Origin of the sequence: Compostimonas suwonensis, from assembly GCF_002797855.1 — a bacterium.
GTDB classification, from domain to species: Bacteria; Actinomycetota; Actinomycetes; order Actinomycetales; family Microbacteriaceae; genus Compostimonas; species Compostimonas suwonensis.
Window position 1 is genome coordinate 443865 of the sequence record NZ_PGFB01000001.1, and the last position, 24111, is coordinate 467975.

Here is a 24111-nt window from a genome sequence, read left to right on the forward strand (position 1 = left end):
CAGAGAGCGAGTTGCCAGCGATGATCATCGACGCCCATCAGCACGTGTGGGATCTCACCCGCGCGCGCTACGACTGGCTCGACGCGAGTCTGAGCCCCATCGACCGCACGATCACGATCGACGAGGTCAAGCCCGCCTTCGCTCGTGCGGGCGTCGATGCGAGTGTTCTCGTGCAGTCGGCCGACAATGACGACGACACCGACTACATGCTCGAGGTCGCGGCCGCGAATCCCGAGGTCGTCGCCGTGGTCGGGTACGTTCCGCTCGAACGGCCGGAGGCCGCCGCCGCCCGCCTCGCCGAGCTGCGGCGCAACCCGCTCGTGGTCGGCATCCGCAACCTCATCCACGACCGGCCCGACCCCGACTTCCTGCTGCGGCCCGACGTCGACGAGGGGCTCGGAGTGCTCGAGGATGCCGGTGCGACCTTCGACCTCGTCTCGGTGCTGCCGCGCCACCTCGAGCACGTGCGCGTGTTGAGCGAGCGGCATCCGCGGCTCAAGATCGTGATCGACCACCTGTCGAAGCCGCCGTTCGGCCAGGCCGACCGCGAGCCGTGGTGGAGCCTCATCGCCGAGGCGGCGCAGAACCCGCTCGTGCACGCCAAGGTGTCGGGCCTCTACCCGGCCGGCCCGGACGCCGACTGGACGGACGAGCTCCGCAGCTACGTCGACCGCGCGGTCGAGGTCTTCGGGGTCGACCGTCTGATGTACGGCGGCGACTGGCCCATCTCGGTGCTCTCGGGGGACTACGACCGGGTCTGGGACTCTCTCCAGCCGGTGTTCGGCTCGTGGAGCGCGACCGATCGCGAGCGGGTGCTCAGCGGCACCGCCGTCGAGTTCTACGGGATCTCGCCCGAGGCGATCGAGCGCGCTCTCGCCTGAGACACGCAGGCCTCTCTCAGTCCCTGAGCTCGGTGTTGTGCGGCCAGTCGTGTCGATGAAGAACATTCCTCCTCCGCAGACGTTTGCGCTTCGACCGGACATGTTCAGGATGTAAGCGAATCGTGAGGAGCTGCATCGTGAGCATGACCCCCGCCAGGGACCCCTTCGATGAGGTGCTTGATCAGTCGAGCCCGCGGACCACGCCCCTCACCCCAGATGTGATGGTTGAGCTGAAGCGTCTCGGGGCCATCACCGGAGCCGCCGCGGGTGCGCGACCCCGTCGATGGGCGCGGCCTGCGGTGGCCGCGCTCGTGGCCGCGCTCGTGTTCGGCGGGGTGGCCACCGCGGCGGCGGCGACGGGGATGTGGACCCTCCCTTGGGCGCAGAGCGATTCGATTGCGTCGTTCAGCTACACCCTGCCCAGCGGTATCGAATGCGAGCAGCGCATCGGTGGGGTCTCGGGCACGGTTCCAGCCGCAATCGAGGCCACCGAGGACTTCTACCGCGATACGGACCTCGCGGCTCTGCTCACCGATGACGCGATACAGGCGACGATCGAGCGGCGACGAGGTGGTGAGTCGGTTCACGTGAACCCGGACGGATCCAGGGTGCCCGGCGGGTTCGGCACCGAGTACTACAGCGCCGATCAGGAGTACATGACCGCCGTCTGGGACATCGTCGTCACCGCGATGGACGCCGATCTCGCCCGGCGAGGGATGACCGGCGTCGACAACGAGCTGACGTTGCAATCCGAGCCGAACTGCCCAGGGGTCGTCGGGTGACCCGCGACGATGTACCGGCCGACTTCACGCGCGCCCTCGATCGTGATGCCGCTGACATCCTGAGATACCTGGAGCGGCGTCTTGGCGCAGAGGACGCCGCGGATGCCCTTGCGGAGGTCATGGTCGCCGCATGGCGGCGCGCCGATGCGATCCCCGCCGACCCGGAGCAGTCACGGATGTGGTTGTTCGGCATCGCACGCAACGTGCTTGCGAACACCAGGCGCAGCGAACAGCGGCGCGGGAAACTCGCCGACCGGCTGCGCGCGACGCTCACCGCCGCACGAGCAGGGGGAGCCCCCGCTGACGAGGGCCTCGAGGTTCGAGACGCCATAGGACGGCTCGCCCCGGATCAGGCCGAGCTCGTGCGCTTGATCCACTGGGAAGGCTTCGCCGTCGCCGCGGCGGGCGAGATCCTCGGCATCTCGGCATCGACCGCTCGAACCCGGTATCAGAGGGCACGGGCCGACCTCAAGCAAGCCCTGTCGGTGAGCTCCGCCGCGACAGGTGTGAGCAACTCGATGGACCGATGACCCGGGCGGGTGAGCGCTGAGGGCACGGACAGCCGGGTCCGCTCGGGGGCAGTGCTCAAACGTTTGCTCATGCACAGACAAGTGAGCTAGCGTGAAGACACGACTTTCCTGATGGGTGCTATCGATGACGACGAATTTCCCCGAATTCTCCCCCGCTGAGGCCTACACTCTGGAGCTCCCGCGGAACCCGCGGCCGATCATGCTCCTCGGAGCGGGCGGCATCGTGAAAGACGCGCACCTGCCGGCGTACCGCAAGGCCGGCTATCCCGTGGTGGGCATCTACAACCGCACGGTGGCCCGCGCGCAGGCGCTCGCCGACGAGTACGGCATCCCCGCCGTCTACGGCACGGTCGCCGAGGCCGTCGCGGCGGCTCCCGAGAACGTCGTCTTCGACATCGCGCTGATGCCGGAGCAGTACGCCGACACCCTCGAGGCGCTGCCCGACGGGGCGGCCGTGCTCATCCAGAAGCCCCTCGGCAACCACCTCGCCGATGGCCTGCACCTGCTCGAGATCTGCCGCCGCAAAGGCCTCGTCGCGGCCGTGAACACTCAGCTGCGCTTCGCGCCCTACGTCGCCGAGGCGCGCAAGCTCATCGCCTCGGGCGCCATCGGCGAGCTCTACGACCTCGAGATCCGCGTGCAGGTCGACACGCCCTGGCAGATGTTCCCGCACGTGCTGACCCTCGACCGGCTCGAGATCAACATGCACAGCGTGCACTACATCGACCTCATCCGCTCCTTCCTCGGGGATCCGGACGGCGTGAGCGCCGTGACGGTCGTGCACCCGGAGAAGAGCCACGCGAACACCCGCTCGGTCATCCTCATGCGCTACCACGACCGCCCGATCCGGGTCGTCATCGCCACCAACCACGACCACGACTTCGGGCCGGAGTACGAGGAGAGCTTCATCAAGTGGGAGGGCACTAAGGGCGCGATCCGTGCGCAGATGGGCCTTCTGCTCGACTATCCGACGGGCGGAGAGGACAAATTGGAGGTCATCTACGATTCCGAGCGAGAAAGTGGGTGGCAGCCGGTCCCATTTGAGGGATCATGGTTTCCGGACGCATTTATCGGATCAATGGCCGCTGTGCAGCGCTACGTGGAAGGCTCGGTGCCGAGCCTCCCCACGAGTGTCGAAGACGTTATTCACACCATGGCAGTCGTCGAAGCCGCGTATGAGTCTCAGGAGCGGGAAGGCATCCACCCCGCTTACGACACGGAAACCGACTGAAAGAAGAGCATGAAATTTCTCCGTTTGGGCGCCTTTGGAGCTGAAGAACCGGCGGTTGTGAGCGATGGCGTCACCTATGACCTCTCGGGCCTGACCCCCGACATCGACGGCGCCTTCTTCGCATCGGGCGGTGTCGAGCGTGTTCGCAGCGCCCTCGCCGCCGGTGAGCTGAGCCCCGTCGGCGACGAGGGGGCGCGTATCGGCGCTCCCATCGCCCGCCCCGGAAAGGTCGTATGTATCGGCCTCAACTACCGCGACCACGCCGAGGAGACGAACGCCCAGATCCCCGCTGAGCCCGTCGTCTTTATGAAAGACCCCTCGACCGTCGTCGGGCCGTTCGACACCGTGCTCGTGCCTCGCAACTCGGTCAAGACCGACTGGGAGGTCGAGCTGGGCGTCGTCATCGGCAAGACGGCCCGCTACCTGTCGTCGCCGGAGGAGGCCGACGAGTACATCGCCGGCTACGTGCTCTCGCACGACGTGTCGGAGCGCGAGTTCCAGCTCGAGCGCGGCGGCCAGTGGGACAAGGGCAAGAGCTGCGAGACCTTCAACCCGCTCGGGCCGTGGTTCGTGCCGTCGAGCGAGATCGCCGACCCGCAGAGCCTCGGCCTGCGGCTCTGGGTGAACGGCGTGCAGCGCCAGAACGGCACCGCCGCGAACATGATCTTCGGCATCCGCCACGTCGTCTGGTACCTGAGCCAGTTCATGGTGCTGCACCCGGGCGAGCTCATCAACACGGGAACGCCGGCCGGCGTCGCCCTCGGCCTGCCCGACAAGCCGTACCTCCGCGACGGCGACGTCGTCGAGCTCGAGATCGACGAGCTCGGGCGCGCCCGCCAGGAATTCGCGCAGGCCTGAGCCGCGCAGCACCCATCACCCCGAACGAAGGAGACACCATGGCGGAGACCTCCGCAGAATTTTCCGGCCTCGTCGCGGCCGTCACGGGAGGCGCGTCGGGCATCGGCCTCGCGACCGCCCTCGAGCTCGCGAACCGCGGCGCCCGCGTCGCCGTGCTCGACATCAACCCCGTCGACCTGCCCGAGCAGCTCACCGGCTTCGTCTGCGACGTCTCCGACCGCGCGTCGGTCGTCGCCGCGATGGCCCGGATCGAGCAGACCTTCGGCGGCCTCGACGTGCTCGTCAACAACGCGGGCATCAGTGCCGTCGGCACCGTCGAAGACAACGACGACGCCGAGTGGGAGCGGGTGCTCGGCATCAACGTGATCGGCGTGGCGCGGGTGAGCGCCGCGGCCCTTCCCCTGCTGCGACGCTCGGAGGCGGCATCCATCGTCAACGTGTGCTCGATCGCCGCGCTCTCGGGCCTGCCCCAGCGTGCCGTCTACGGCGCGTCGAAGGGCGCCGTCTACTCGCTCACGATGGCGATGGCGACCGACCACGTGCGCGAGGGCATCCGGGTCAACTGCGTGAGCCCCGGCACCGTGAACACGCCGTTCGTCGCACGGATGCTGCAGAACTTCCCCGACCCCGTGGCCGAGCGCGCCGCGCTCGACGCCCGCCAGGCGACCGGCCGGATGGTCGAGCCGGAGGAGGTCGCCGCGGCGATCGCCTTCCTCTCGAGCCCGAACTCCGGCTCGATCACCGGCTCCGACCTCTCGGTCGACGGCGGCGTGAAGAACCTGCGGATCCGCCCGCTCATCGACTGAGCCCGTCGCGTTCGCTCGCGGCACGTGAAAGTCCCGCCGGCCCCCGGAATTCCGCGGGCCGGCGGGACTTTCACGTGCCGCGAGTTAGCTGTCGCGAGACCTTGGCGCGAGGCGTCAGTCGACGTGTCGCTTGCCGGGCTTGACCGGCAGCACGAGCACGAGGCCGATGAAGAGCACGACGACGATTCCGAGGATGCCCCAGTACTGCGCGCCGCCGAGGGTCACGAAGAGGGCGAAGGCCGTGGGCGCCAGGAAGGTCGCCGCCTTGCCCGTCGTCGCGTAGAGGCCGAAGATCTCGCCCTCGCGCCCCGGCGGGATGACCCGCGCGAGGAAGGAGCGGCTCGCCGACTGGGCGGGGCCCACGAAGAGGGTGAGCGCGAGGCCGAAGATCCAGAAGATCGTCTGGCCCCCATCGTGCAGGAAGAACACCGCGAGCCCCGAGATCACGAGGCCGATGAGGGCCGCGACGATGACGGGCTTGGGCCCGATCCTGTCGTCGAGCAGGCCGACCGTGACCGTCGAGATGCCCGCGACGACGTTCGCGGCGATCGCGAAGATGATGACCTCGCCGGCCGAGAAGCCGAAGGTGCCCGCCGCGAGGATGCCGCCGAAGGTGAAGACGCCCGTCAGCCCGTCGCGGAAGACGGCGCTCGAGATGAGGAAGAACACCGTGTTGCGGCTCGTGCGCCACAGGGCCGCGATATCCTTGCCGAGTCGCGCGTAGGAGGCGAAGAAGCCGACCTTCTCGCGTGCGATCGCGTTGGGTGCGTGGTACTCGGGAACCGCGAGCAGCACGGGCAGGGCGAACAGTCCGAACCAGATGGCCGCGATGAGCATCGAGACGCGGACCGCGAGGCCGTTATCGCCGGTCACGCCGAAGAGCCCCACCTCGGGGTTGATGAAGCCGAAGTACACGATGAGCAGCAGCACGATGCCGCCGAAGTAGCCCATCGACCAGCCGAAGCCGCTGATGCGCCCGATCGAGCGCGGCGTCGAGACGTTGACGAGCATCGCGTTGTAGTTGACCGAGGCGAACTCGAAGAACACGGTGCCCACCGCGAGCAGGAACAGCCCGAACCACAGGAAGCCCGGGCCCGGCTCGACGAAGAACATCAGCGCGGTGACGATGACGACGATGTAGGTGTTGATCGCGAGCCAGAACTTGCGGCGCCCCGAGACATCGGAGCGCTGCCCCGTGATCGGCGCGAGAACGGCGACGACGACGCCGGCGACCGCGAGTGTCCAGCCGAGCTGCGCCGAGACGAAGGTCTCGCCGCCGAAAGCCTCGTCGCCGGTGAGGTAGACGGTGAAGACGAAGGTCGTGACGACGGCGTTGAAGGCGGCTCCGCCCCAGTCCCACAGCGCCCACGAGAGGATGCGGCCCTTGCGGTGGGTCTGGGCGGCGACGGCCTCGAGCTGCGCCGTGTCGACGCCGACCGTCGCGGCTGCGGCATCCGCCCCGGTGAGCGGCGCCGGCGGGAAGTTGCGGGGCGCGTCGGTGCCGCCCGGCTCCGAGTTCTCGGTCATGCGCTCAGGCTAGTGCGATTCGGTTAACAGCAGGCGCAGGCGTGCGTGCCGTCGTGAGCGCGATCGTGGCCCCCGTTCGGTGCACACGGGCGGCCCGATCGCCACCCACGTCTTCCTAGCCCGCAGCATCCGTGTCATGGTGTGTTCGAACGCATCGGCCCCGGGGGAAGGCAATCATGTCGATCACAGCAGTTCGTGGAACGTTCCTGGATTTCGTGGACGACCCGTGGAGGCATCCGGGTCGCGAGGAGGAGTCGGCGAGGTTCTTCGCCGATGGACTGCTCGTGCTCGACGACGGGATCATCGTGGCGTTCGGAGACCACTCGGATGTCGCAGCCGACTACCCCGACGCCGAGGTCACCGAGCTGCGCGACCGCATCATCGTGCCGGGGTTCATCGACGGGCACATCCACGTGCCGCAGACGCGCGTGCTCGGGGCGTACGGCGAGCAGCTGCTGCCGTGGCTGCAGAAATGGGTGTTCCCCGAGGAGCTCAGGTACGCCGACCGCGACTACGCCCGGGAGGGCACCCGCCGGTTCTTCGACTACCTGCTCGCCTCGGGCACGACGACGTGCCAGGCCTTCTCGAGCAGCTCGCCCGTGGCGACCGAGGAGTTCTTCGAGGAGGCCGCCCGCCGCAAGATGCGCGTGATCTCGGGCCTCACCGGCATCGACCGCAACGCCCCGGAGGAGTTCCTGAACACTCCCGAGGAGTTCTACGCCGACAGCACGGCGCTCATCGAGCGCTACCACGGGGTGGGCCGCAACCTCTACGCGATCACGCCGCGCTTCGCCTTCGGCGCCTCCGACGAGCTGCTCGAGGCCTGCAAGCGGCTCAAGGACGAGCACCCGGAGCTGTGGGTGCACACGCACATCTCCGAGAACCCGAGCGAGATCCGCGGGGTGCTCGCCCTGCACGACGACTGCGACGACTACCTGGGCGTGTACGAGAAGTTCGGCCTCGTGGGCCCACGGTTCACGGGCGGCCATGCCGTCTGGCTCAACGACGACGAGATGCGCCGGCTCTCGGAGGCGGGCGCGTCGGTCACCTTCTGCCCGGTCTCGAACCTGTTCCTCGGCAGCGGCCTGTTCCGGCTGGGCAAGGCCACGGATCCCGCGCAGCGGCTGCGGATGACGTTCGGCACCGACATGGGCGGCGGCAACCGCTTCAGCATGCTCAACGTGCTCGAGGACGCGTACAAGGTGGGCATGCTCAACAACACCCTGCTCGACGGCAGCGTCGACCCGCGCCAGCAGGACCTCGCCGAGGCCGAGCGCAACAAGCTCTCGGTGTACCGCGCCTTCTGGTCGATCACGCTCGGCGGCGCAGAGGGGCTGTACCTCGACGACAGGATCGGCAACTTCGAGGTCGGCAAGGAGGCCGACTTCGTGGCCCTCGACTGGAAGGCCGGCCCGCCCGCGCTCGCCTGGCATCAGAGCCTCATCGCGGATGGCGGCGCGCCCGCGACCCTGGACGATGCGGCGAACCTGCTCTTCGGCATCATGATGGTCGGCGACGAGCGCAGCGTCGACGAGACCTGGGTGCTGGGCGAACGCGCCTACACGAAGGGCTGAGGATGCCGGGCGGCAGCCCGCAGGCCGGGGAGGCCTCGGGTCTCGTGACCATCGTCATCCACCGGCGGCTGGCCGAGGAGAGCGCGGAGGCCTACCGCGCGTGGCAACGGCGGCTGGGCGCCGTGATCGCGGCCTGGCCCGGCTTCGTCGACAGGCGTGTTCTCGAGCCCGACCTGCCCGTGCAGGCCGACTGGATCATCGTCGAGCGGTTCAGCGACGCGGATGCCGCGCGAGCCTGGTTGCGCAGCGACGACCGCGCCCGCCTCCTCGCCGACATCGAGGGCATGTTCGTGGGCGACGACGACGTGCACCTGTTCACGGAGGAGGCGCGGCATCCGTCGGAGGCGGCATCCGTTCTCATCTCGAGCCGGGTTCCCGTGGAGCTGGAGCCGGAGTTCCTGGTCTGGCAGCGCGCCGTCTCGGCGGCGGAGGCGCGGTTCGAGGGTTTCGTCGGCCACAAGGTCGAGCGCCCCGTTCCGGGCGTGCAGGACGACTGGGTGGTGCTGCTGAGCTTCGACAGCCACGAGCACCTGGAGGCCTGGCTGGGCTCGCCGCAGCGCGCCCGCCTGCTGAAGGAGGGCGAGCGGTTCAACGCGCAGCTCACGCTCACGAGGGCGAACTACGGCTTCGGATTCTGGTCTCAGGGCGCACGGGAACAGGAGCCGATCTTCAAGAACAACCTGCTCGTGCTGCTTATGCTCTACCCGCTCGTGTACCTGTGGGGCTATTTCGTGAGCGCGCCGCTCATCGACTCGCACGGGGTGCCCATCTGGCTGTCGCTGTTCATCGGCAACCTCGTGAGCACGCAGCTGCTCGGCTGGTTGCTCGTGCCGTGGGCGTTCAAGCGCTTCGGCTGGTGGCTGAAGCCGCGGCAGCCGGTGCGGGTGCAGCTGCTCGGCTATCTGGTGATCGTGGTGCTGTACGCGCTGTCGATGGCGCTCTACGCCTGGCTGCTCTCGTTCTGAGCCTCGTCGCCGACTCACAACGACGGAACTCACAACGACGGAACTCAAAACGACGGAGATTCTGTCAATTTTGGGCCGAAAACGGGAGTTTGGCGGGATTTCCGGCCATATCTCCGTCGTTTTGAGTTCTGTTCCGTCGTTGTGAGTCGGCGAGAGGGGGCAGGCGGCGGGGTCAGGCGGCGAGGCCGGAACCCACTGCAGGATGCCGGGCGAGCTGCCCGAAGACGATCGTCGCAGAAAAGTTGAGCAGAGTCGACTCAACTTTTTTCGAATCGACTTGACAGCGATATCCGGGTGGTGAAACACTTGAGTCAACAAGGCTCAAGTCTTGTGATGACTTTGGCTGCGACCACAGGGGCTCGGCCATCGGGTGTTCACGACATCCAGAAGGAGAAAGAAAAATATGTCACGTGCAGTAGGTATCGACCTGGGAACCACCAACTCGGTGGTCGCCGTCCTCGAGGGTGGAGAGCCCACCGTCATCGCCAACGCCGAGGGCTTCCGCACGACGCCCTCGGTCGTCGCCTTCACGAAAGACGGGGAGGTGCTCGTCGGCGAGACCGCGAAGCGCCAGGCCGTCACCAACGTCGACCGCACGATCTCGTCGGTCAAGCGTCACATGGGCACCGACTGGGGCTTCGACGTCGACGGCAAGAAGTACACGCCGCAGGAGATCTCGGCACGCATCCTCGCGAAGCTCAAGCGCGACGCCGAGCAGTACCTCGGCGACACCGTGACCGACGCGGTCATCACGGTTCCCGCCTACTTCAACGACTCCGAGCGCCAGGCGACCAAGGAGGCCGGTGAGATCGCGGGCCTCAACGTGCTGCGCATCATCAACGAGCCGACCGCCGCCGCCCTCGCCTACGGCCTCGACAAGGGCAAGGAGGACGAGCTCATCCTCGTCTTCGACCTCGGTGGCGGAACCTTCGACGTCTCGCTGCTCGAAGTGGGCAAAGACGACGACTTCTCCACCATCCAGGTGCGCTCGACCGCCGGCGACAACCGCCTCGGCGGCGACGACTGGGATCAGCGCATCGTCGACTGGCTCATCCAGCGCTTCAAGGAGTCGACCGGTGTCGACGTCTCGAACGACAAGATCGCGAAGCAGCGCCTCAAGGAGGCCGCCGAGCAGGCGAAGAAGGAGCTCTCGAGCTCCACGAGCGCGAGCATCCAGCTGCCCTACCTCTCGCTGACCGAGAACGGCCCCGCCAACCTCGACGAGACCCTCTCCCGCGCGAAGTTCGAAGACCTCACCAAGGATCTGCTCGACCGCACGAAGAAGCCCTTCGAAGACGTCATCCGCGAGGCCGGCATCAAGGTCGGCGACATCGCGCACGTCGTGCTCGTCGGCGGCTCGACGCGTATGCCCGCCGTGAGCGAGCTCGTGAAGAAGGAGACCGGCAAGGAGCCCAACAAGGGCGTCAACCCGGACGAGGTCGTCGCCGTCGGCGCCGCCCTCCAGGCCGGCGTCCTCAAGGGCGAGCGCAAGGACGTGCTGCTCATCGACGTGACTCCCCTGAGCCTCGGCATCGAGACCAAGGGCGGCATCATGACGAAGCTCATCGAGCGCAACACCGCGATCCCCACCAAGCGGTCGGAGACCTTCACGACGGCGGACGACAACCAGCCGTCCGTCGCGATCCAGGTCTTCCAGGGCGAGCGCGAGTTCACCCGCGACAACAAGCCGCTCGGGACCTTCGAGCTCAGCGGCATCGCCCCGGCGCCCCGCGGCATCCCGCAGGTCGAGGTGACCTTCGACATCGACGCCAACGGCATCGTGCAGGTCTCCGCCCGCGACAAGGGCACCGGCAAGGAGCAGAAGATCACGATCTCCGGCGGCAGCGCGCTGTCGAAGGACGACATCGAGCGTATGGTGCGCGAGGGCGAGGAGCACGCCGCGGAGGATCAGCGCCGCCGCGAGGCCGCCGAGACCCGCAACACGGCCGAGCAGCTCGCCTACTCGATCGACAAGCTCCTGAGCGAGAACGACGACAAGCTGCCCGACGACGTCAAGTCCGAGGTCAAGGGCGATGTCGACGCGCTCAAGACGGCGCTCGCCGGTGACGACGACGACGCGGTCAAGACCGCCTTCGACAAGCTCAACCAGAGCCAGGGCCGCATCGGCGAGGCGCTCTACGCGAAGTCGCAGGCGGATGCCGCGGCGGGCGAGTCCGCTCCGGCCGACGGCGCTCCCGCCGACGCCTCCTCCGATGAGGACGTCGTCGACGCCGAGGTCGTGGAAGACGACGAGCCGAAGGACACCAAGTAGTCATGGGCGACGAGAACCAGAACGAGAACGAAGAGCCGATCATCCGCGACAAGCGACGCATCGACCCGGAGACCGGTCGGGTTCGTCAGCCTCCAGCGGATGCGGAGCCGGCGGCTGAGCCCGTCGACTCCGCACCGGCGGACGACTCCTTCGTGCAGTCGGAGGACCCGGATGTCGAGACCACCCTCACCGATGCCGACCTGAGCTTCCTCTCCGGTCAGACGTCGGCGGAGGAGCTCGCCGCGGAACGCCTCGCCGACCTCCAGCGGGTGACCGCCGAGTACGCGAACTACCGCAAGCGCACCGAGGCCAACCGCGAGGTCGAGCGCGAGCGCACGACGGGGGATGTCGTCAAGCTCCTCCTGCCCGTGCTCGACGACCTCGACCGCGCCGAGAAGCACGGCGATCTCGCCGAGGGCCCGTTCGTCTCGATCGCGGCGAAGCTCCGCGCGAGCGTCGAGCGGCTGGGGCTCAAGCCCTTCGGAGCGGTCGGGGAGCAGTTCGACCCGAACCTCCACGAGGCGATCTTCCAGCAGCCGAACCCGGAGGCCACGAGCGAGACGATCGCCGACGTCGTCGAGACCGGCTATACGATCGGGTCGACGCTCCTTCGCGCCGCGAAGGTCGTCGTCTCCGTTCCCGCTTAGGCAGCACAAGCCGAACAACAACGATCCCGTGGGCCGCTCCGGCGGCCCACGGGCAGAAGAGCAAGGTCTGGGATGGCAAGTCAGGATTGGTTCGACAAGGACTTCTACAAGGTCCTCGGCGTGTCCAAAGACGTGAGCGACGCAGAGCTCAAGAAGACCTATCGCAAGCTCGCCCGCAAGTACCACCCGGACTCGAACCCGGGGGACGCGGCATCCGAGGCGAAGTTCAAGGAGATCAGCGAGGCGAACGCCGTGCTCTCCGACCCCGAGCAGCGCAAGGAGTACGACCAGGTGCGCGCGATGGGATCGGGCGCGCGCTTCACGGCGCCGGGCGGCGGAGGCCAGGCGGGCGGCTTCGAAGACGTCTTCGGCGGCATGTTCGGCGGTGGCCGTGGCGCCCGCGGGCAGAACTACACCTTCCAGCAGGGTGAGTACGACGACATCCTCGGCGGTATCTTCAACGGCGGGGGCGGCTTCGGCAGCCCGAGCGGCGGATACCGCGGCTACGGCGGGCCCTCGCGCGGCCGCGACGTGGTGGCGTCGACGACGATCGACTTCCTCACCGCCACCAAAGGCGACACGATCACCCTGCAGACCGCGGAGGGGCGACCGATCAAGGTCAAGATCCCCGCGGGCGTCGCAGACGGTCAGAAGATCAAACTCCGCGGGAAAGGGCAGCCGAGCCCCGATGGCGGCGAAGCAGGAGACATCGTTTTGACCGTGACCGTGCGCAAACACCCCGTCTTCGAGCGCGACGGGCTCAACCTGCGGGTCACCGTGCCGGTGACCTTCGCGGAGGCGGCCCTCGGCGCGACCATCGAGGTGCCGACGCTCGGCGGCGACCCCGTCAAGCTCCGTGTCGCGCCCGGCACCCCCAGCGGGCGCGTGCTGCGCGTCAAGGGCCGGGGGGTCGCGAGCGCGAAGGGCACGGGCGACCTGCTCGCCGTCGTGCAGATCGCGGTTCCCTCGCACCTGAGCGACGAGGCCAAGGCCGCGCTCGAGGGCTTCGACGCCCTGCTGCCGCAGGAGAACCCGCGCGACGACCTGCTCGCGAGGGCGAAGGGCTGATCGTGGCGCGCAACTCGGGATCCGGAGACGGCGGCGGGCCCGGCCCCGACACCGGCCTGAGCCCGGAGAGCCCGATCTTCGTCATCTCGATCGCGGCTGATCTCGCGGGCATGCATCCGCAGACCCTGCGCCAGTACGACAGGCTCGGCCTCGTGAGCCCCGGCCGCACGGCGGGCAAGTCCCGCCGGTACTCGATGCGCGACGTCGTGCGCCTGCGCGAGATCGCCCGTCTGGGCACCGAGGGCGTGAGCCTCGAAGGCATCCGCCGCATCCTCGAGCTCGAAGACCAGGTCACGCACCTGAGCGACCGTGTGCGCGAGCTCGAATCAGCCCTCGCCACCGAGATGCTCAACCGGCCCGGGCGCCGCGTCTTCGCCGCCGGGGTCGAGGGCGAGGTCATCTCGCTGCGCCACGGCACACGGGTGCGCCGCAGCAACCAGATCGCCATCTGGCGTCCGCTCGACCAGGGCTGACGCTGCGCTGTGCCGCATCGACCCCGCTGCCTGTCTTGCCAGCTCGTCGTCTTTTCCCACATGCAGGAGATCGTGGGCGCGGTGGCCGAATTCTCCGGTATTTTCCCGCGCCGACTCCCGGAACTCCTGCATTTGGCACCGAACGCCGTCGACCAAGCGGCACCGAACACACCGAAGACACCGAACACGCTGAACGAGGGGCGCCGAACGGCGCAACTGGAGGTGTTCGGAGACACAGCCGTGGGGCCGGGGCGGCTGCGGTAGCGGCGCGCGGGCGTGTACCGTCGGGGTGATGCCATCCCTGCGTAGTGCCCGCCCCATCCCTCCTGCCCGCCGTGCCTCTCCTGCCTGCCCGGCCGCTCCTGCTCGCCTCGCCTCGCCTGCCCGCCTCTCCCGCGCGAGCATTGTTTCCGAGGGAGCGCGACGATGAGCGAGTTCTCGTTCGAGGCGCTCCGCCGCCACCCCGACCTCGAAGCCCCCAACCTCTTCGCGAGCGACGCGAGCGACCGGCTCATCCTCGACGAGGCGGCGCACGCCCTCGAGGCGGCCGCACCCGGCGAGGTCGTCGTGGTGGGAGACGACTACGGCGCGCTGACACTCGGCGCGATCGCCCTGCACGGATGCCGCGGCATCCGTGTGCACCAGGACTCCCTGCTCGGCGAGCTCGCCCTCGCGGCCAACGCCCGGGCGCTCGGGCTCGAGGCCGAGTTCGCCTCGCACGCCCTCGACGAGCAGCTGCTCGCCGGAGCGCGGGTGGTGCTCATGCAGCTGCCGCGCAGCCTCGCCGAGATCGACGAGTGGTCGCAGGCGATCGCGCGGTATGCCCGCGAATCGGTAACCGTCTATGCCGGTGGCAGGCTCAAGCACATGACACCCGCGATGAACGAGGTCTTCGCGCGCTCCTTCGCCGAGGTGCAGGCGACCCGCGCACGGCAGAAGTCCCGCGCCCTCATCGTCTCGCAGCCGAGACGCCCGGCCGACGAGCCCCGCTTCCCCGTGACCACGCGGCTCGAGCGCCCGCCGATCGTCGTGAGCGCGCACGGCGGCGCGTTCGCCGGCGCGACGCTCGACATCGGCACCCGCTTCCTGCTCGACTTCCTGCCCGAGATGCTCCCGCGCGCACGCGACGCGATCGACCTCGGCAGCGGCACGGGGGTGCTCGCCGCGGCACTCGCGGTGGCACGGCCCCAGCTCGCGGTCGTCGCGGTCGACCATTCGGCCGCAGCCGTGGCATCCGCTCGGGAGACGATGCTCGCCAACGGGCTCGCCGACCGTGTGGCGGTCGTGCGCGAGGACGCGCTCGACGGGCGGCCCGACGCGAGCGCCGACCTCATCGTGTGCAACCCGCCCTTCCACAGCGGCTCGGCCGTGCACGCCGGGGTGGCCCTGCGGATGCTCGCCGACGCGGGCCGGGTGCTGCGCCCGGGCGGGGAGCTGTGGACGGTCTTCAACACGCATCTCGGCTACCGCGCCGCGCTCGAGCGCACGGTGGGTCAGACGCGCATCGCGGGGCGCAACCCGAAGTTCACGGTCACGGTGTCGCGTCGGGCGCGCGAGCCAGAATCGCGATGACCTCCGCGTCGCTCGTCTGAGAGAAGTCGGCGTAGTCCTGCCCGACGGCGAAGAACGCCCACGGCTGGTGCACGCAGACGAGCTCGTCTGCGTCGTCGCCGGGGCGCACCGCCCAGTCGCGCGGGGCGACGGGCGCGGCGAGCACGATGTGCCGGGCGCCGCGTGCGCGCACGACCCGGCAGGCCACGCGCGCGGTGGCCCCCGTGGCGATCCCGTCGTCGACGACGATCGCGGTCGTGCCCCGCAGCGGCACGGCGGGGCGGCCGCCCCGGTAGAGCCCGACCCGGCGCTCCAGCTCGCGGCGTTCGCGGCGCTCCACCCGCCGCAACTGCTCCTCGGTCACACCGAAGGATGCCACGATAGCCTCGTCGACGAGACGAGCGCCGTCTTCGCCGATGGCCCCCATCGCGAGCTCGGCGCTGCGCGGAACACCGAGCTTGCGCACGACGACGACGTCGAGCGGCGCTGCGAGGTGCCGCGCGACCACGGCCGCGACGGGAACGCCTCCGCGCGGCAGGCCGAGCACGACGGGTGCGGTGCCGCGGAAGGGCTCGAGCCGGCGAGCGAGTTCGAGGCCGGCATCCGCTCTGTCTCGGAACATACGACCATCTCCTCCCACCATTGTGCGCCTGTCGCGTTGTGCCGTCACCCGCGCGCTGCCCACTGCGGTGGGGACGCCGTGGTGGAGGAACGCCGTGGTGGGGCACACTGTGTGCAGGCCCGGCATCGGGCCGCGAACCGATCGGGTCGAGCATGGTCGCTGGCGGGAGGGCAGGGGACGGCGGATCCGCGCGCCCGTCTGCCCGGTCGACGGCCCCGGGTCCTGCTTCGACCCCCTCGCCCGCTCCGGCTGCGGCCCCGCGACGTATTCGCCGGATGCCGCTCGCCGCAGCCCTGCTGCTGCCTCCGCTCCTCGTGCTCGGCGCCTGCGCGGGGCCGCTCGGCGCGGGCGGAACGGGCGGCCCGGGCGATCCGGGCGCGACGCCCGGCTCCGTTCCGGTCTCCTTCGAGCGCACGCCCGACGGCGGAGGCCGGTTCTACCCGATCGTGGAGGTGCGCGTCGGCTCCTCGTCGAGCTCCTATCGCGTCATCCTCGACACGGGCTCGCACGGCCTCGTGATGACGACCGGTCTCGAGGGCACGAGCGCCACGGGCGGGCGGTACTCGGTCGACTACGTGGGGGTCTCGGCCGAGGGCCCCCTCACGACCGCCGCGTTCTCGATCGGCGGCCACACGGCATCACGGGTCGCGCTGCTCGAGGCCGACTGCCCGGGCGGCTGCGTCTGGGACGGCCTGAGCGACATCGACGGCGTGCTCGGCATCGGCCAGGGCTACACGAGCGTGCCCGCCGGCGAGGCGAGCATCGACTTCTACTCGCCGCTGCGGCAGCTGGATGTCGCGGCGGAGCGGGCCGGCCACACCCTCGACTTCGGCCCCGACACCGGCATCCTGAGCCTCGGCGCCCCGCAGCTCCCGGGCGCCACGGCGCTGAGCGCGGATCCGCACACCTCGCCCGGCGATCCGAGGAGCTACCCCGACGGCGTTCCCGTCTACGACAGGGAGGTCGAGCTGTGCTGGGCGGTGGGCGAGGGCTCGCAGTGCACCACGACGATGATCGACTCGGGGGCGCCGAGCGGCATGATCGCGGGCGATCAGTTCGCCCCGGTGACCCGCACGGTGCCCGTCACGGGCGACGACCCGCAGACCCGCCTCGGAACGGTGCGGCCCGGCACCCCGGTCGCGGTCGCGACCCCCGACGGCACGAGCCCCTTCCTCGAGTGGACGGCGGATGACTCGACCCACGAGCTCGTCGTCTACAACTCGATCGACGACGGCGACTTCAACACGGGCAACGCGTTCTTCGTCGGGCGCAGCGTCGGCTACGACAACGGCACGGGGCGCATCCTCGTGGGCGGGGCGACGGCCGGGTAGACGTCCGGAGTACCGGCCCGCGTCTGCCCGGGCCGCCGGCGGCGCGACGCCGAGGGTGGCGCGACGGCCGGGGAAGCCGGTGCCGCCCGGCTCAGGCGTTCTGGGTGCGCGCCGACGGGCTCGGGCTCGCCGCGGCATCCGCCGTCACGAGCGCGGAGACGCTCGTCGGCCGGGTGAGGCGCGCGGCGATGCCGACCCGCACGATCTGCACGACCGCCCAGCCCATGAGCACGACGACGAGGGCGTTGCGCGCCGTCAGGAGCAGGGCGGCGGCCGGGTCGCCGTCGGCGAGGGGCAGGTAGAAGATCGGGAAGATGAGCGTCGTCAGGAGCCCGATCACGGTCAGCAGATAGGCCGCGACCCGCCAGCGGCGCCAGCTGTCGGCGATGCCGACCGCGACGATGGGGGTGAGCCACAGCATGTACTGCGGCGAGCCGACCTTGTTGAAGAGGACGAGGCTCACGGCGAGGGCGAGGGAGCCGTAGAGCAGCACCGAGAAGATCGGGGCTCCGCGGCGGCGGGCCCACACCACGAGGGTGAGCACGGTGACGAAGGCGATGATCATCAGCGGGTCCATGAGGGATGCCGCGATCTCGCTGTACGGGCCGATGACCTCTCGCGTCGCGATGTCGGTGTTCTCGTAGATCGTCGTGTTCTTGATGCCGAAGACGGCCAGCCAGACCCACGGGGTCGTGACCGGGGCCTCGAGCTGCAGGGCGCGGTCGGACTGCACGGTGAGGAAGCTCGTGAGGTTCGCGAGACCGCCGACCGACCACACGGTCGCCGCGACGCCCACGCTCGCGAGGGCGCCCGTCACGAAGACCGTGGCGCGACGGGGCACGGCGGCGAGGGCCGCGAGGATGACGGCGGCCGGCCAGACCTTGATCCAGGTCGCGAGGGTCAGCAGCAGGGTCGCCACGACGGGCCGCCGGCCGAGCCAGACGAGCCCCATGACGACGAGAGGGGCGGTGATGCCCTCGAGACGGAGCAGCGCGACCGGGCTCAGGATGAGGGTGATGAGCAGGAACCACCACGCGCCCTTGTAGGCCGGGATGCGACGGCCGCGGTCGGTGAGCACCCAGATCGCCGCGCCGTTGAGCGCGGTCGTGATGAGGAACCAGACGAACTGGTACATGTAGGCGCCGAGGATGTTGGAGAGGCCGATGGGCAGCATGGCGCCGATCGGGTAGACCCAGGGCACGTCGATGCCCTGCCAGTAGCCGACCTCCCAGCCCTGCATCGCCCACTCGCGGTAGAGCGGCAGGTCGCCGAGCGTTCCGCCCGAGACGATCGTGGGCGCGAGGGCCGCGAAGAAGAGCAGGTGAAGACCGATGAAGCCCCAGAGCAGGGCCCTCGGTCGGGTGAACCACGAGAAACGCCGTGTCCGGAGAGTGCGACGGAGGCTCTCGTCGATCTGGTCGAGCGTTGACGTCATCCAGTTGCCCCTCACTCTGTGCCTCTGCACCGCTTTGCGGAGTGGTGCGTCGTCAGTATAGGAACCAAAAGTGACTTTTAGGTGTCCAGATCGTATGAGAGGCCGGTGTCCGCCTCGATCTGCGGGTCGAATCGGGCCCGTGACGTGCTCGGATCCGGGCTCGCAGGCGCTCGGATCGGGGCCTGGACCCGCGCTTCGAGGCGCGCTCAGACGGGGCTGCCGTTGACGAGCTCGACCGACCAGCTCTGCGGCCGGTGACGGATGAGCGTGAGCGCCGCGTTGTCGATCGGCTCGACCGGCTCGCCGAGCAGCTCGGTCGTCGTCAGCCTGATGAGCGCACCGTGCGAGACGACGAGAATGCGCGCGCCGGGGTGCCTTTCGGCCAGCGCGGAGAGCGAGCGGATGCCGCGACCCACGACACTCGTCTCGGGCTCGGCGCCGCGGAAGCCGCCGGGCTCCCGCAGCGCGTCGAGCTCCTCGCCGCCGCTCAGGCCCTCCGCCGGGCCGTAGTGCCGCTCCGCGAGCTCGGGCAGCCGCTCGCTGACCGTGAAGCCCAGGGCCGTGGCGATGATGTCGGCCGTCTCGGCGGCACGGGAGAGCGGGGAGGAGACGACGAGATCCCAGTCCGTGGCCACGAGGGAGGCCGCGGCATCCCTCGCCTGCTGTCGGCCGGTGTCGTTGAGGGGGATGTCGGTCGAGCCCTGGATGCGCATCATCGCGTTCCAGTCGGTCTGGCCGTGCCGGATGAGGGCGAGGGTTGTGGTGGTCACGGCGCTCAGCCCTTCCGCCGCACGGTCGTGGGGCGCAGGCGCACCGTGACCCGCTGGGCCCCCGGGCCGTCGCCGCCGAAGTCGCCGCCCGTGTACTTGCGGGCGAGCGCGTTGACGACGCTGCGGTCGGTGTCGTCGTGCAGGGTCACGGTTCCGCGCACCTCGAGGTAGCGGTCGGCGTCGCCCTCGGCCATCACGAGGATGCTCGCGCGCGGGTCGCGTTCGAGGTTGCTCGCCTTGCGGCGGGCGCGAGTGGTGCTGAAGACGAGCTCGTCGTCGTCGAGGTCGATCCAGACCACCGACTGCTGCGGCCGGCCGTCGGGCTCGAGGGTCGCGACGATCGCGACCGCGGGGCCGGCGACGAGGGCGCGTTCCTCGGCGTTCAAGACGGGCGATGCGGATGCCGCGGACGCCGACGATGCCGCGGATGCCGGAGGTGTCGCGGGCGAATGCGCATCGGGGGTGGGCGTGGAGCTCGGAGCGGGCGCGGAATTCGACATGGTCTCTCCAGGTTAGGGCTTCCAGGCACTGGCGGTGGATCCCGGGCGGGGATAAACTTGAGCCGAGGCGACTCAAGTATCACGCACTCGACACGAAGGAAAGAAGAGCCACAATGCAGCCAGGGCAGCAGCCGCCGCAGGGTGATGAGCAGCAGAGCGCACTCGAGCAGTACGGCATCAACCTCACCGACATCGCCAAGAGCGGCAAGCTCGACCCCGTGATCGGCCGCGACGCCGAGATCCGCCGGGTGAGCCAGGTGCTCACTCGGCGCACCAAGAACAACCCCGTGCTCATCGGCGAGCCCGGCGTCGGCAAGACCGCCGTCGTCGAAGGGCTCGCCCAGCGCATCGTCGCCGGCGACGTCGCCGACTCGCTCAAAGGCAAGCAGCTTGTCTCGCTCGACCTCGCGGCCCTCGTCGCGGGCGCCATGTACCGCGGCCAGTTCGAGGAGCGGCTCAAGGCCGTGCTCAAGGAGATCAACGACGCCGACGGCGAGATCATCACCTTCGTCGACGAGCTGCACACCCTGATGGGCGCGGGCGGCGGGGAGGGCTCGGTCGCGGCGTCCAACATGCTCAAGCCCATGCTCGCGCGTGGCGAGCTGCGGCTCATCGGGGCGACGACCCTCAACGAGTACCGCGAGTTCATCGAGAAGGACGCCGCGCTCGAACGCCGCTTCCAGCAGGTGTACGTCGGCGAGCCCTCGGTGGAGGACACGGTCGCGATCCTGCGCGGGCTCAAGGAGCGCTACGAGGCGCACCACAAGGTCTCGATCGCCGACGCCGCGCTCGTGGCCGCGGCATCCCTCTCCCATCGCTACATCACGGCGAGGCAGCTGCCCGACAAGGCCATCGACCTCATCGACGAGGCCGCCTCGCGTCTGCGGATGGAGATCGACTCGGCCCCCGTCGAGATCGACGAGCTGCGCCGCAGCGTCGACCGCCTCACGCTCGAGGAGCTCGCGCTCAAGAAGGAGAAGGACGACGCCTCGAAGGATCGCCTCGCCAAGCTGCGCGACGACCTGCGCGAGCGCGAGTCGCGGCTCGCCGAGCTGCAGGCCGCATGGGACAAGGAGCGGGCCGCCCTCAACCGGGTCGGCGAGCTGAAGGAGAAGCTCGACAACGCGAGGATGCGCGCCGAGCGGGCCCAGCGCGAAGGCAACCTCGAGCAGGCCTCGCGCCTGCTCTACGGTGAGATCCCCGTGCTCGAGCGCGAGCTCGCCGAGGCGGAGGAGGCCGAATCCGACGGGCCGCGGATGGTCAACGACCAGGTGACGGCGGAGGACATCGCGGCCGTGATCGCCGCGTGGACGGGCATCCCCGTCGGCCGTCTGATGCAGGGTGAGACCGAGAAGCTCCTGAACCTCGAGAACGAGCTCGGCAAGCGGCTCATCGGGCAGAAGAAGGCGGTACGTGCGGTCGCGGAGGCGGTGCGCCGCACCCGCGCCGGCATCTCCGACCCCGACCGGCCCACGGGCTCGTTCCTCTTCCTCGGGCCGACGGGCGTCGGCAAGACCGAGCTCGCGAAGGCGCTCGCCGAGTTCCTCTTCGACGACGAGAAGGCCATGGTGCGCATCGACATGAGCGAGTACGGCGAGAAGTTCTCCGTCTCGCGCCTCGTCGGCGCCCCTCCCGGCTATGTCGGTTACGAGCAGGGCGGGCAGCTGACCGAGGCCGTGCGCCGCCGGCCGTACTCCGTGATCCTGCTCGACGAGGTCGAGAAGGCGCACCCGGAGGTCTTCGACGTGCTGCTGCAGGTGCTGGATGACGGGCGCCTCACCGACGGGCAGGGTCGCACGGTCGACTTCCGCAACGTCATCCTCATCCTCACCTCCAACCTGGGCTCGCAGTACCTCGTCGACCCCGCGCTCACGCCCGAGCAGAAGGAGGAGGCCGTGCAGACCCTCGTGCGGCAGGCCTTCAAGCCCGAGTTCGTGAACCGTCTCGACGACATCGTCGTGTTCTCCACGCTGAGCCAGGACGATCTCGGCCAGATCGTTTCGCTCTACGTCGACCGGCTGCAGCGCCGGCTCGGGGAGCGCAGACTCGAGCTCGCCGTGACACCGGATGCGCGTGCCTGGCTCGCCGAGCGCGGCTACGACCCGATCTACGGCGCGCGCCCGCTGCGCCGGCTCATGCAGCACGAGATCGACGACAGGCTCGCACGCTCGCTGCTCGCCGGCGAGATCCGCGACGGCGACACCGTGCGCGTCGACCTCGACTCGGCGCACGACGAGCTCAGGGTCGCGGCGGTCTCGCCCTCCGAGGCGCTCTAGCCGCGGCATCCTGCCTGCTCTGCCCTGCCCTGCCTGCTCTGCCTGACTCAAAACGACGGAGATTTCGCTCACAATGGGCGGTTTGGGCGTTTTTCCGGCCCTGGAGGCGCGAATCTCCGTCGTTTTGAGTTGACGGGTGAGCGGAGAGGGGTGGGCGAGCCGACGCCCCCTCGCCCCGGAGACTCGCGGGGAGGAGGATGAGGAGGAGGCGAGAGGTGGTGAGCCCGATGGCAGGACGCGAGAGCACGCACTCGCCCCACCGGTGCTGCCGGATGGCCGCCGTGCTCGTCGCGGTCGCCGTCGACGGGATGCTCGCCGGGTGCTCGGGCCCTTCCCTGATCGCCGCGCTCGACGAGCCGCAGGCGCGGGAGGACACGATCCGGCCCATGCGCCACACGCGGATGGTCGATCCGGCCAGCACACGCTTCCTCGGGCAGTCGGGCGGCGCCTTCTTCTATGTCGCCACTCGCGTGCTGGGGGGAGTCGAGAGCATCTGCCTCGTGCGCCGGGTGCCCAGCGACCCGCTGAGCTGGAGCTCCAGCTGCGGCGGCGTGCGCGAGCAGCCCCTCATTCTCGAGCACGACGGCGACCGCTACGCCCTCGTCGCCGACCGGTATCCCGCCGATCAGCTCACGGAGGCGGGCTGGCAGGAGGTCGCCGACAACCTGTGGGCGCTCGTCGAGGAGGGGCGATGAACGGCGGCGTCGGGGGTCGTGAGAGCTCCGGCCGGGCCGGCGCTCGCCGTGGCGGGCAGGGCGCGGGGCATCGGGCTCGCGCTCGCCGTGGCGATGACGATCGCGCCGCTCGTGCTGGTCGAGGTCGTGCCGGTTCTGCCGGCGGCGCCCGTGCCCGTGTGCTCGCCCTCCTTGCGACGACTGCTGTCGGGGCGGCCGCCGCCCTGACAGCCTGCTCGAACGCACCCATGATCGCACTCCTGGATCAGCCCCAGAAGCAGCTCGACGTGCTGCCCCTCTACCGGCCGTCCGACTCGAGCCCCTATGTCGTCGTGACCCGCAAGACCCTCCAGGTGCAGACCGCCGGGCTCGACCCCAAGAGCACCCGCTTCCTCACCGGCCTGGCGGGCACCGACTTCTTCGTCGGGCTCGCACACGACGATCGGGGCATCGAGACGATCTGCCTGATCGCCGACAGCGCGCGCCGGGCCGACTCGGATTCCGCGTGCGGAGGGGTGCGCGCCGGCATCCTGCCCCTCACCGTGACCGAGGAGGGCTACGACGTGGCGCTCGTCGCCGACGCCTACGACACCACGGGCATGGAGGCGAGCGGCTGGTTCGAGCTGCACCCCAATCTCTGGCTCGACCTGACGAGCGTGAGCGCCGAGCTGCGCGGTGCGTCGAGCGAACGGTGAGGATGCCGCGCCTCGCGCCCGCGTCCGCCCTCCGGCTCACGGCCCGGTGCCCGCCCGCGCCCTATCGTTGGGGAGTATGAGGATCGCACGGGCGGGTGGTGCGGTCGCGGCATCCGCTCTCTGCGTCGCGCTCCTGTGCGGGTGCTCCGGCTCGCCCATGATCGCGGCGCTCGAGCGGCCGCGCACCACGGAGGACAGCATCGTGGCGAACCTCGGGAGCGTCGCGTTCGACGACGAGGAGGCGAGGCGGCAGGAGGAGCTGCTCGGGTTCGACCAGTCGAGCAGCCGGTTTCTCGTCTCGGACGGCGACCAGGACTACTTCGTGGGCGTGGCCCGGCCGGCGGACGGGCCGGAGAGCATCTGCCTCGTGACCGTCGAGCACCTCATCACCAGGTCGGGCGAGGCGGACGGCCCTCAGTGGCATGACACAGGCGTGCGCACGCTGAGCTGCGGGGGCGTGCGCTCCCAGCCGCTCTTCGCGACGGACGGCGGCGGCACGATCCGGGCCGTGCTCGTGCGCGACGGGATGGACCCCGGGGCCTACAGCACCGGCATGCGGCGGGTGCATGCCAACCTCTGGGTTCGAGAGGGCTGATCCTGTACGCGGGCGTGAGGTTCGGCGGTCGGGGCGATGGCGCGGAGG

General features: G+C 69.7%; 25 protein-coding genes. 20 read left to right on the forward strand and 5 right to left on the reverse strand.

Translation table 11 applies throughout. The features are described from left to right. The first annotated feature begins 20 nt into the window (after positions 1 to 20). From CLV54_RS02040 to CLV54_RS02065, 6 genes are all read left to right on the forward strand, one after another. Positions 21 to 881, forward strand: coding sequence for an amidohydrolase family protein (locus tag CLV54_RS02040; protein WP_170061949.1), 861 nt, complete (start codon positions 21 to 23; stop codon positions 879 to 881). A gap of 137 nt (positions 882 to 1018) precedes the next feature. Next, positions 1019 to 1663: a hypothetical protein gene (locus CLV54_RS02045; protein ID WP_157802770.1), complete on the forward strand. Its 645-nt coding sequence runs from the start codon at positions 1019 to 1021 to the stop codon at positions 1661 to 1663. After that, the gene (locus tag CLV54_RS02050) at positions 1660 to 2193 is read left to right on the forward strand and encodes an RNA polymerase sigma factor (protein ID WP_100343284.1); all 534 of its coding nucleotides are present in this window, start codon (positions 1660 to 1662) and stop codon (positions 2191 to 2193) included. The genes CLV54_RS02045 and CLV54_RS02050 overlap by 4 nt, the downstream gene beginning before the upstream one ends. Before the next feature lie 124 nt (positions 2194 to 2317). Beyond that, positions 2318 to 3424, forward strand: coding sequence for a Gfo/Idh/MocA family protein (locus CLV54_RS02055; RefSeq protein ID WP_100343285.1), 1107 nt, complete (start codon positions 2318 to 2320; stop codon positions 3422 to 3424). 9 nt (positions 3425 to 3433) lie between these two features. After that, a complete protein-coding gene (locus CLV54_RS02060; protein ID WP_100343286.1) occupies positions 3434 to 4282 on the forward strand; it encodes a fumarylacetoacetate hydrolase family protein in 849 nt (282 codons plus the stop codon). A gap of 38 nt (positions 4283 to 4320) precedes the next feature. Then, a complete protein-coding gene (locus CLV54_RS02065) occupies positions 4321 to 5088 on the forward strand; it encodes an SDR family NAD(P)-dependent oxidoreductase (protein WP_100343287.1) in 768 nt (255 codons plus the stop codon). 114 nt (positions 5089 to 5202) lie between these two features. On the opposite strand, the gene CLV54_RS02070 is transcribed toward CLV54_RS02065, so the two are convergent. Next, the gene (locus CLV54_RS02070; protein ID WP_100343288.1) at positions 5203 to 6615 is read right to left on the reverse strand and encodes an MFS transporter; all 1413 of its coding nucleotides are present in this window, start codon (positions 6613 to 6615) and stop codon (positions 5203 to 5205) included. 176 nt (positions 6616 to 6791) lie between these two features. Here CLV54_RS02070 and guaD point away from each other — a divergent pair, with 176 nt between their 5' ends. From guaD to CLV54_RS02105, 8 genes are all read left to right on the forward strand, one after another. Next, on the forward strand, positions 6792 to 8189 hold the full coding sequence (guaD, locus tag CLV54_RS02075) for a guanine deaminase (RefSeq protein WP_100343289.1): 1398 nt from the start codon (positions 6792 to 6794) through the stop codon (positions 8187 to 8189). A 2-nt stretch (positions 8190 to 8191) separates the two neighbouring features. Then, entirely contained in the window at positions 8192 to 9154 is a 963-nt protein-coding gene (locus tag CLV54_RS02080; RefSeq protein ID WP_100343290.1) for an antibiotic biosynthesis monooxygenase, read from the forward strand. A 403-nt stretch (positions 9155 to 9557) separates the two neighbouring features. After that, the gene (gene dnaK / locus CLV54_RS02085; protein ID WP_100343291.1) at positions 9558 to 11426 is read left to right on the forward strand and encodes a molecular chaperone DnaK; all 1869 of its coding nucleotides are present in this window, start codon (positions 9558 to 9560) and stop codon (positions 11424 to 11426) included. Between the two features lie 2 nt (positions 11427 to 11428). Continuing rightward, positions 11429 to 12073, forward strand: a complete 645-nt coding sequence (locus tag CLV54_RS02090) for a nucleotide exchange factor GrpE (RefSeq protein WP_100343292.1) — start codon at positions 11429 to 11431, stop codon at positions 12071 to 12073. 72 nt (positions 12074 to 12145) lie between these two features. Next, positions 12146 to 13141 (forward strand): DnaJ C-terminal domain-containing protein, encoded by a 996-nt coding sequence (locus CLV54_RS02095; RefSeq protein WP_100343293.1) that lies wholly within the window; start codon positions 12146 to 12148, stop codon positions 13139 to 13141. Between the two features lie 56 nt (positions 13142 to 13197). After that, positions 13198 to 13614, forward strand: coding sequence for a heat shock protein transcriptional repressor HspR (locus tag CLV54_RS02100; protein WP_100343621.1), 417 nt, complete (start codon positions 13198 to 13200; stop codon positions 13612 to 13614). Positions 13615 to 13674: 60 nt separating this feature from the next. After that, positions 13675 to 13878 (forward strand): hypothetical protein, encoded by a 204-nt coding sequence (locus CLV54_RS17345; protein WP_157802771.1) that lies wholly within the window; start codon positions 13675 to 13677, stop codon positions 13876 to 13878. Between the two features lie 162 nt (positions 13879 to 14040). Continuing rightward, a complete protein-coding gene (locus CLV54_RS02105; RefSeq protein WP_100343294.1) occupies positions 14041 to 15186 on the forward strand; it encodes a class I SAM-dependent methyltransferase in 1146 nt (381 codons plus the stop codon). Here the strand turns inward: CLV54_RS02105 and CLV54_RS02110 are convergent. After that, positions 15146 to 15787, reverse strand: a complete 642-nt coding sequence (locus CLV54_RS02110; RefSeq protein ID WP_100343295.1) for a phosphoribosyltransferase — start codon at positions 15785 to 15787, stop codon at positions 15146 to 15148. The genes CLV54_RS02105 and CLV54_RS02110 overlap by 41 nt on opposite strands. A gap of 275 nt (positions 15788 to 16062) precedes the next feature. Between CLV54_RS02110 and CLV54_RS02115 the strand changes: the two genes are divergently transcribed. Continuing rightward, the gene (locus CLV54_RS02115; RefSeq protein WP_100343296.1) at positions 16063 to 17118 is read left to right on the forward strand and encodes a hypothetical protein; all 1056 of its coding nucleotides are present in this window, start codon (positions 16063 to 16065) and stop codon (positions 17116 to 17118) included. A 91-nt stretch (positions 17119 to 17209) separates the two neighbouring features. Here the strand turns inward: CLV54_RS02115 and CLV54_RS02120 are convergent, their stop codons facing one another. The 3 genes from CLV54_RS02120 to CLV54_RS02130 form a co-directional block, all read right to left on the reverse strand. Then, positions 17210 to 18553: a glycosyltransferase 87 family protein gene (locus CLV54_RS02120; RefSeq protein ID WP_157802772.1), complete on the reverse strand. Its 1344-nt coding sequence runs from the start codon at positions 18551 to 18553 to the stop codon at positions 17210 to 17212. Between the two features lie 206 nt (positions 18554 to 18759). After that, positions 18760 to 19323, reverse strand: coding sequence for a histidine phosphatase family protein (locus CLV54_RS02125; protein WP_100343298.1), 564 nt, complete (start codon positions 19321 to 19323; stop codon positions 18760 to 18762). 5 nt (positions 19324 to 19328) lie between these two features. Then, positions 19329 to 19823, reverse strand: a complete 495-nt coding sequence (locus tag CLV54_RS02130) for a PPOX class F420-dependent oxidoreductase (protein WP_100343299.1) — start codon at positions 19821 to 19823, stop codon at positions 19329 to 19331. 113 nt (positions 19824 to 19936) lie between these two features. Between CLV54_RS02130 and CLV54_RS02135 the strand changes: the two genes are divergently transcribed. The 5 genes from CLV54_RS02135 to CLV54_RS02155 all read left to right on the forward strand — a co-directional run bounded on the left by CLV54_RS02135 (position 19937) and on the right by CLV54_RS02155 (position 24063). Then, positions 19937 to 22099 (forward strand): ATP-dependent Clp protease ATP-binding subunit, encoded by a 2163-nt coding sequence (locus CLV54_RS02135; RefSeq protein ID WP_100343300.1) that lies wholly within the window; start codon positions 19937 to 19939, stop codon positions 22097 to 22099. A 227-nt stretch (positions 22100 to 22326) separates the two neighbouring features. After that, on the forward strand, positions 22327 to 22794 hold the full coding sequence (locus CLV54_RS02140) for a hypothetical protein (RefSeq protein ID WP_157802773.1): 468 nt from the start codon (positions 22327 to 22329) through the stop codon (positions 22792 to 22794). An 18-nt stretch (positions 22795 to 22812) separates the two neighbouring features. Then, on the forward strand, positions 22813 to 23001 hold the full coding sequence (locus tag CLV54_RS02145) for a hypothetical protein (RefSeq protein WP_100343302.1): 189 nt from the start codon (positions 22813 to 22815) through the stop codon (positions 22999 to 23001). Positions 23002 to 23021: 20 nt separating this feature from the next. After that, entirely contained in the window at positions 23022 to 23468 is a 447-nt protein-coding gene (locus tag CLV54_RS02150; RefSeq protein ID WP_100343303.1) for a hypothetical protein, read from the forward strand. Between the two features lie 76 nt (positions 23469 to 23544). Continuing rightward, positions 23545 to 24063, forward strand: coding sequence for a hypothetical protein (locus CLV54_RS02155; RefSeq protein ID WP_100343304.1), 519 nt, complete (start codon positions 23545 to 23547; stop codon positions 24061 to 24063). The last annotated feature ends 48 nt before the right edge of the window (positions 24064 to 24111 follow it).

Coding starts and splice junctions, on each gene's coding strand:
- CLV54_RS02040 (WP_170061949.1), top strand. CDS start 21: ATGATCATCGACGCCCATCAGCACGTGTGGGATCTCACCCGCGCGCGC.
- CLV54_RS02055 (WP_100343285.1), top strand. CDS start 2,318: ATGACGACGAATTTCCCCGAATTCTCCCCCGCTGAGGCCTACACTCTG.
- CLV54_RS02060 (WP_100343286.1), top strand. CDS start 3,434: ATGAAATTTCTCCGTTTGGGCGCCTTTGGAGCTGAAGAACCGGCGGTT.
- CLV54_RS02065 (WP_100343287.1), top strand. CDS start 4,321: ATGGCGGAGACCTCCGCAGAATTTTCCGGCCTCGTCGCGGCCGTCACG.
- CLV54_RS02070 (WP_100343288.1), bottom strand. CDS start 6,615: ATGACCGAGAACTCGGAGCCGGGCGGCACCGACGCGCCCCGCAACTTC.
- guaD (WP_100343289.1), top strand. CDS start 6,792: ATGTCGATCACAGCAGTTCGTGGAACGTTCCTGGATTTCGTGGACGAC.
- CLV54_RS02080 (WP_100343290.1), top strand. CDS start 8,192: ATGCCGGGCGGCAGCCCGCAGGCCGGGGAGGCCTCGGGTCTCGTGACC.
- dnaK (WP_100343291.1), top strand. CDS start 9,558: ATGTCACGTGCAGTAGGTATCGACCTGGGAACCACCAACTCGGTGGTC.
- CLV54_RS02090 (WP_100343292.1), top strand. CDS start 11,429: ATGGGCGACGAGAACCAGAACGAGAACGAAGAGCCGATCATCCGCGAC.
- CLV54_RS02095 (WP_100343293.1), top strand. CDS start 12,146: ATGGCAAGTCAGGATTGGTTCGACAAGGACTTCTACAAGGTCCTCGGC.
- CLV54_RS17345 (WP_157802771.1), top strand. CDS start 13,675: ATGCAGGAGATCGTGGGCGCGGTGGCCGAATTCTCCGGTATTTTCCCG.
- CLV54_RS02105 (WP_100343294.1), top strand. CDS start 14,041: ATGAGCGAGTTCTCGTTCGAGGCGCTCCGCCGCCACCCCGACCTCGAA.
- CLV54_RS02110 (WP_100343295.1), bottom strand. CDS start 15,787: ATGTTCCGAGACAGAGCGGATGCCGGCCTCGAACTCGCTCGCCGGCTC.
- CLV54_RS02115 (WP_100343296.1), top strand. CDS start 16,063: ATGCCGCTCGCCGCAGCCCTGCTGCTGCCTCCGCTCCTCGTGCTCGGC.
- CLV54_RS02120 (WP_157802772.1), bottom strand. CDS start 18,553: ATGACGTCAACGCTCGACCAGATCGACGAGAGCCTCCGTCGCACTCTC.
- CLV54_RS02130 (WP_100343299.1), bottom strand. CDS start 19,823: ATGTCGAATTCCGCGCCCGCTCCGAGCTCCACGCCCACCCCCGATGCG.
- CLV54_RS02135 (WP_100343300.1), top strand. CDS start 19,937: ATGCAGCCAGGGCAGCAGCCGCCGCAGGGTGATGAGCAGCAGAGCGCA.
- CLV54_RS02140 (WP_157802773.1), top strand. CDS start 22,327: ATGGCAGGACGCGAGAGCACGCACTCGCCCCACCGGTGCTGCCGGATG.
- CLV54_RS02150 (WP_100343303.1), top strand. CDS start 23,022: ATGATCGCACTCCTGGATCAGCCCCAGAAGCAGCTCGACGTGCTGCCC.
- CLV54_RS02155 (WP_100343304.1), top strand. CDS start 23,545: ATGAGGATCGCACGGGCGGGTGGTGCGGTCGCGGCATCCGCTCTCTGC.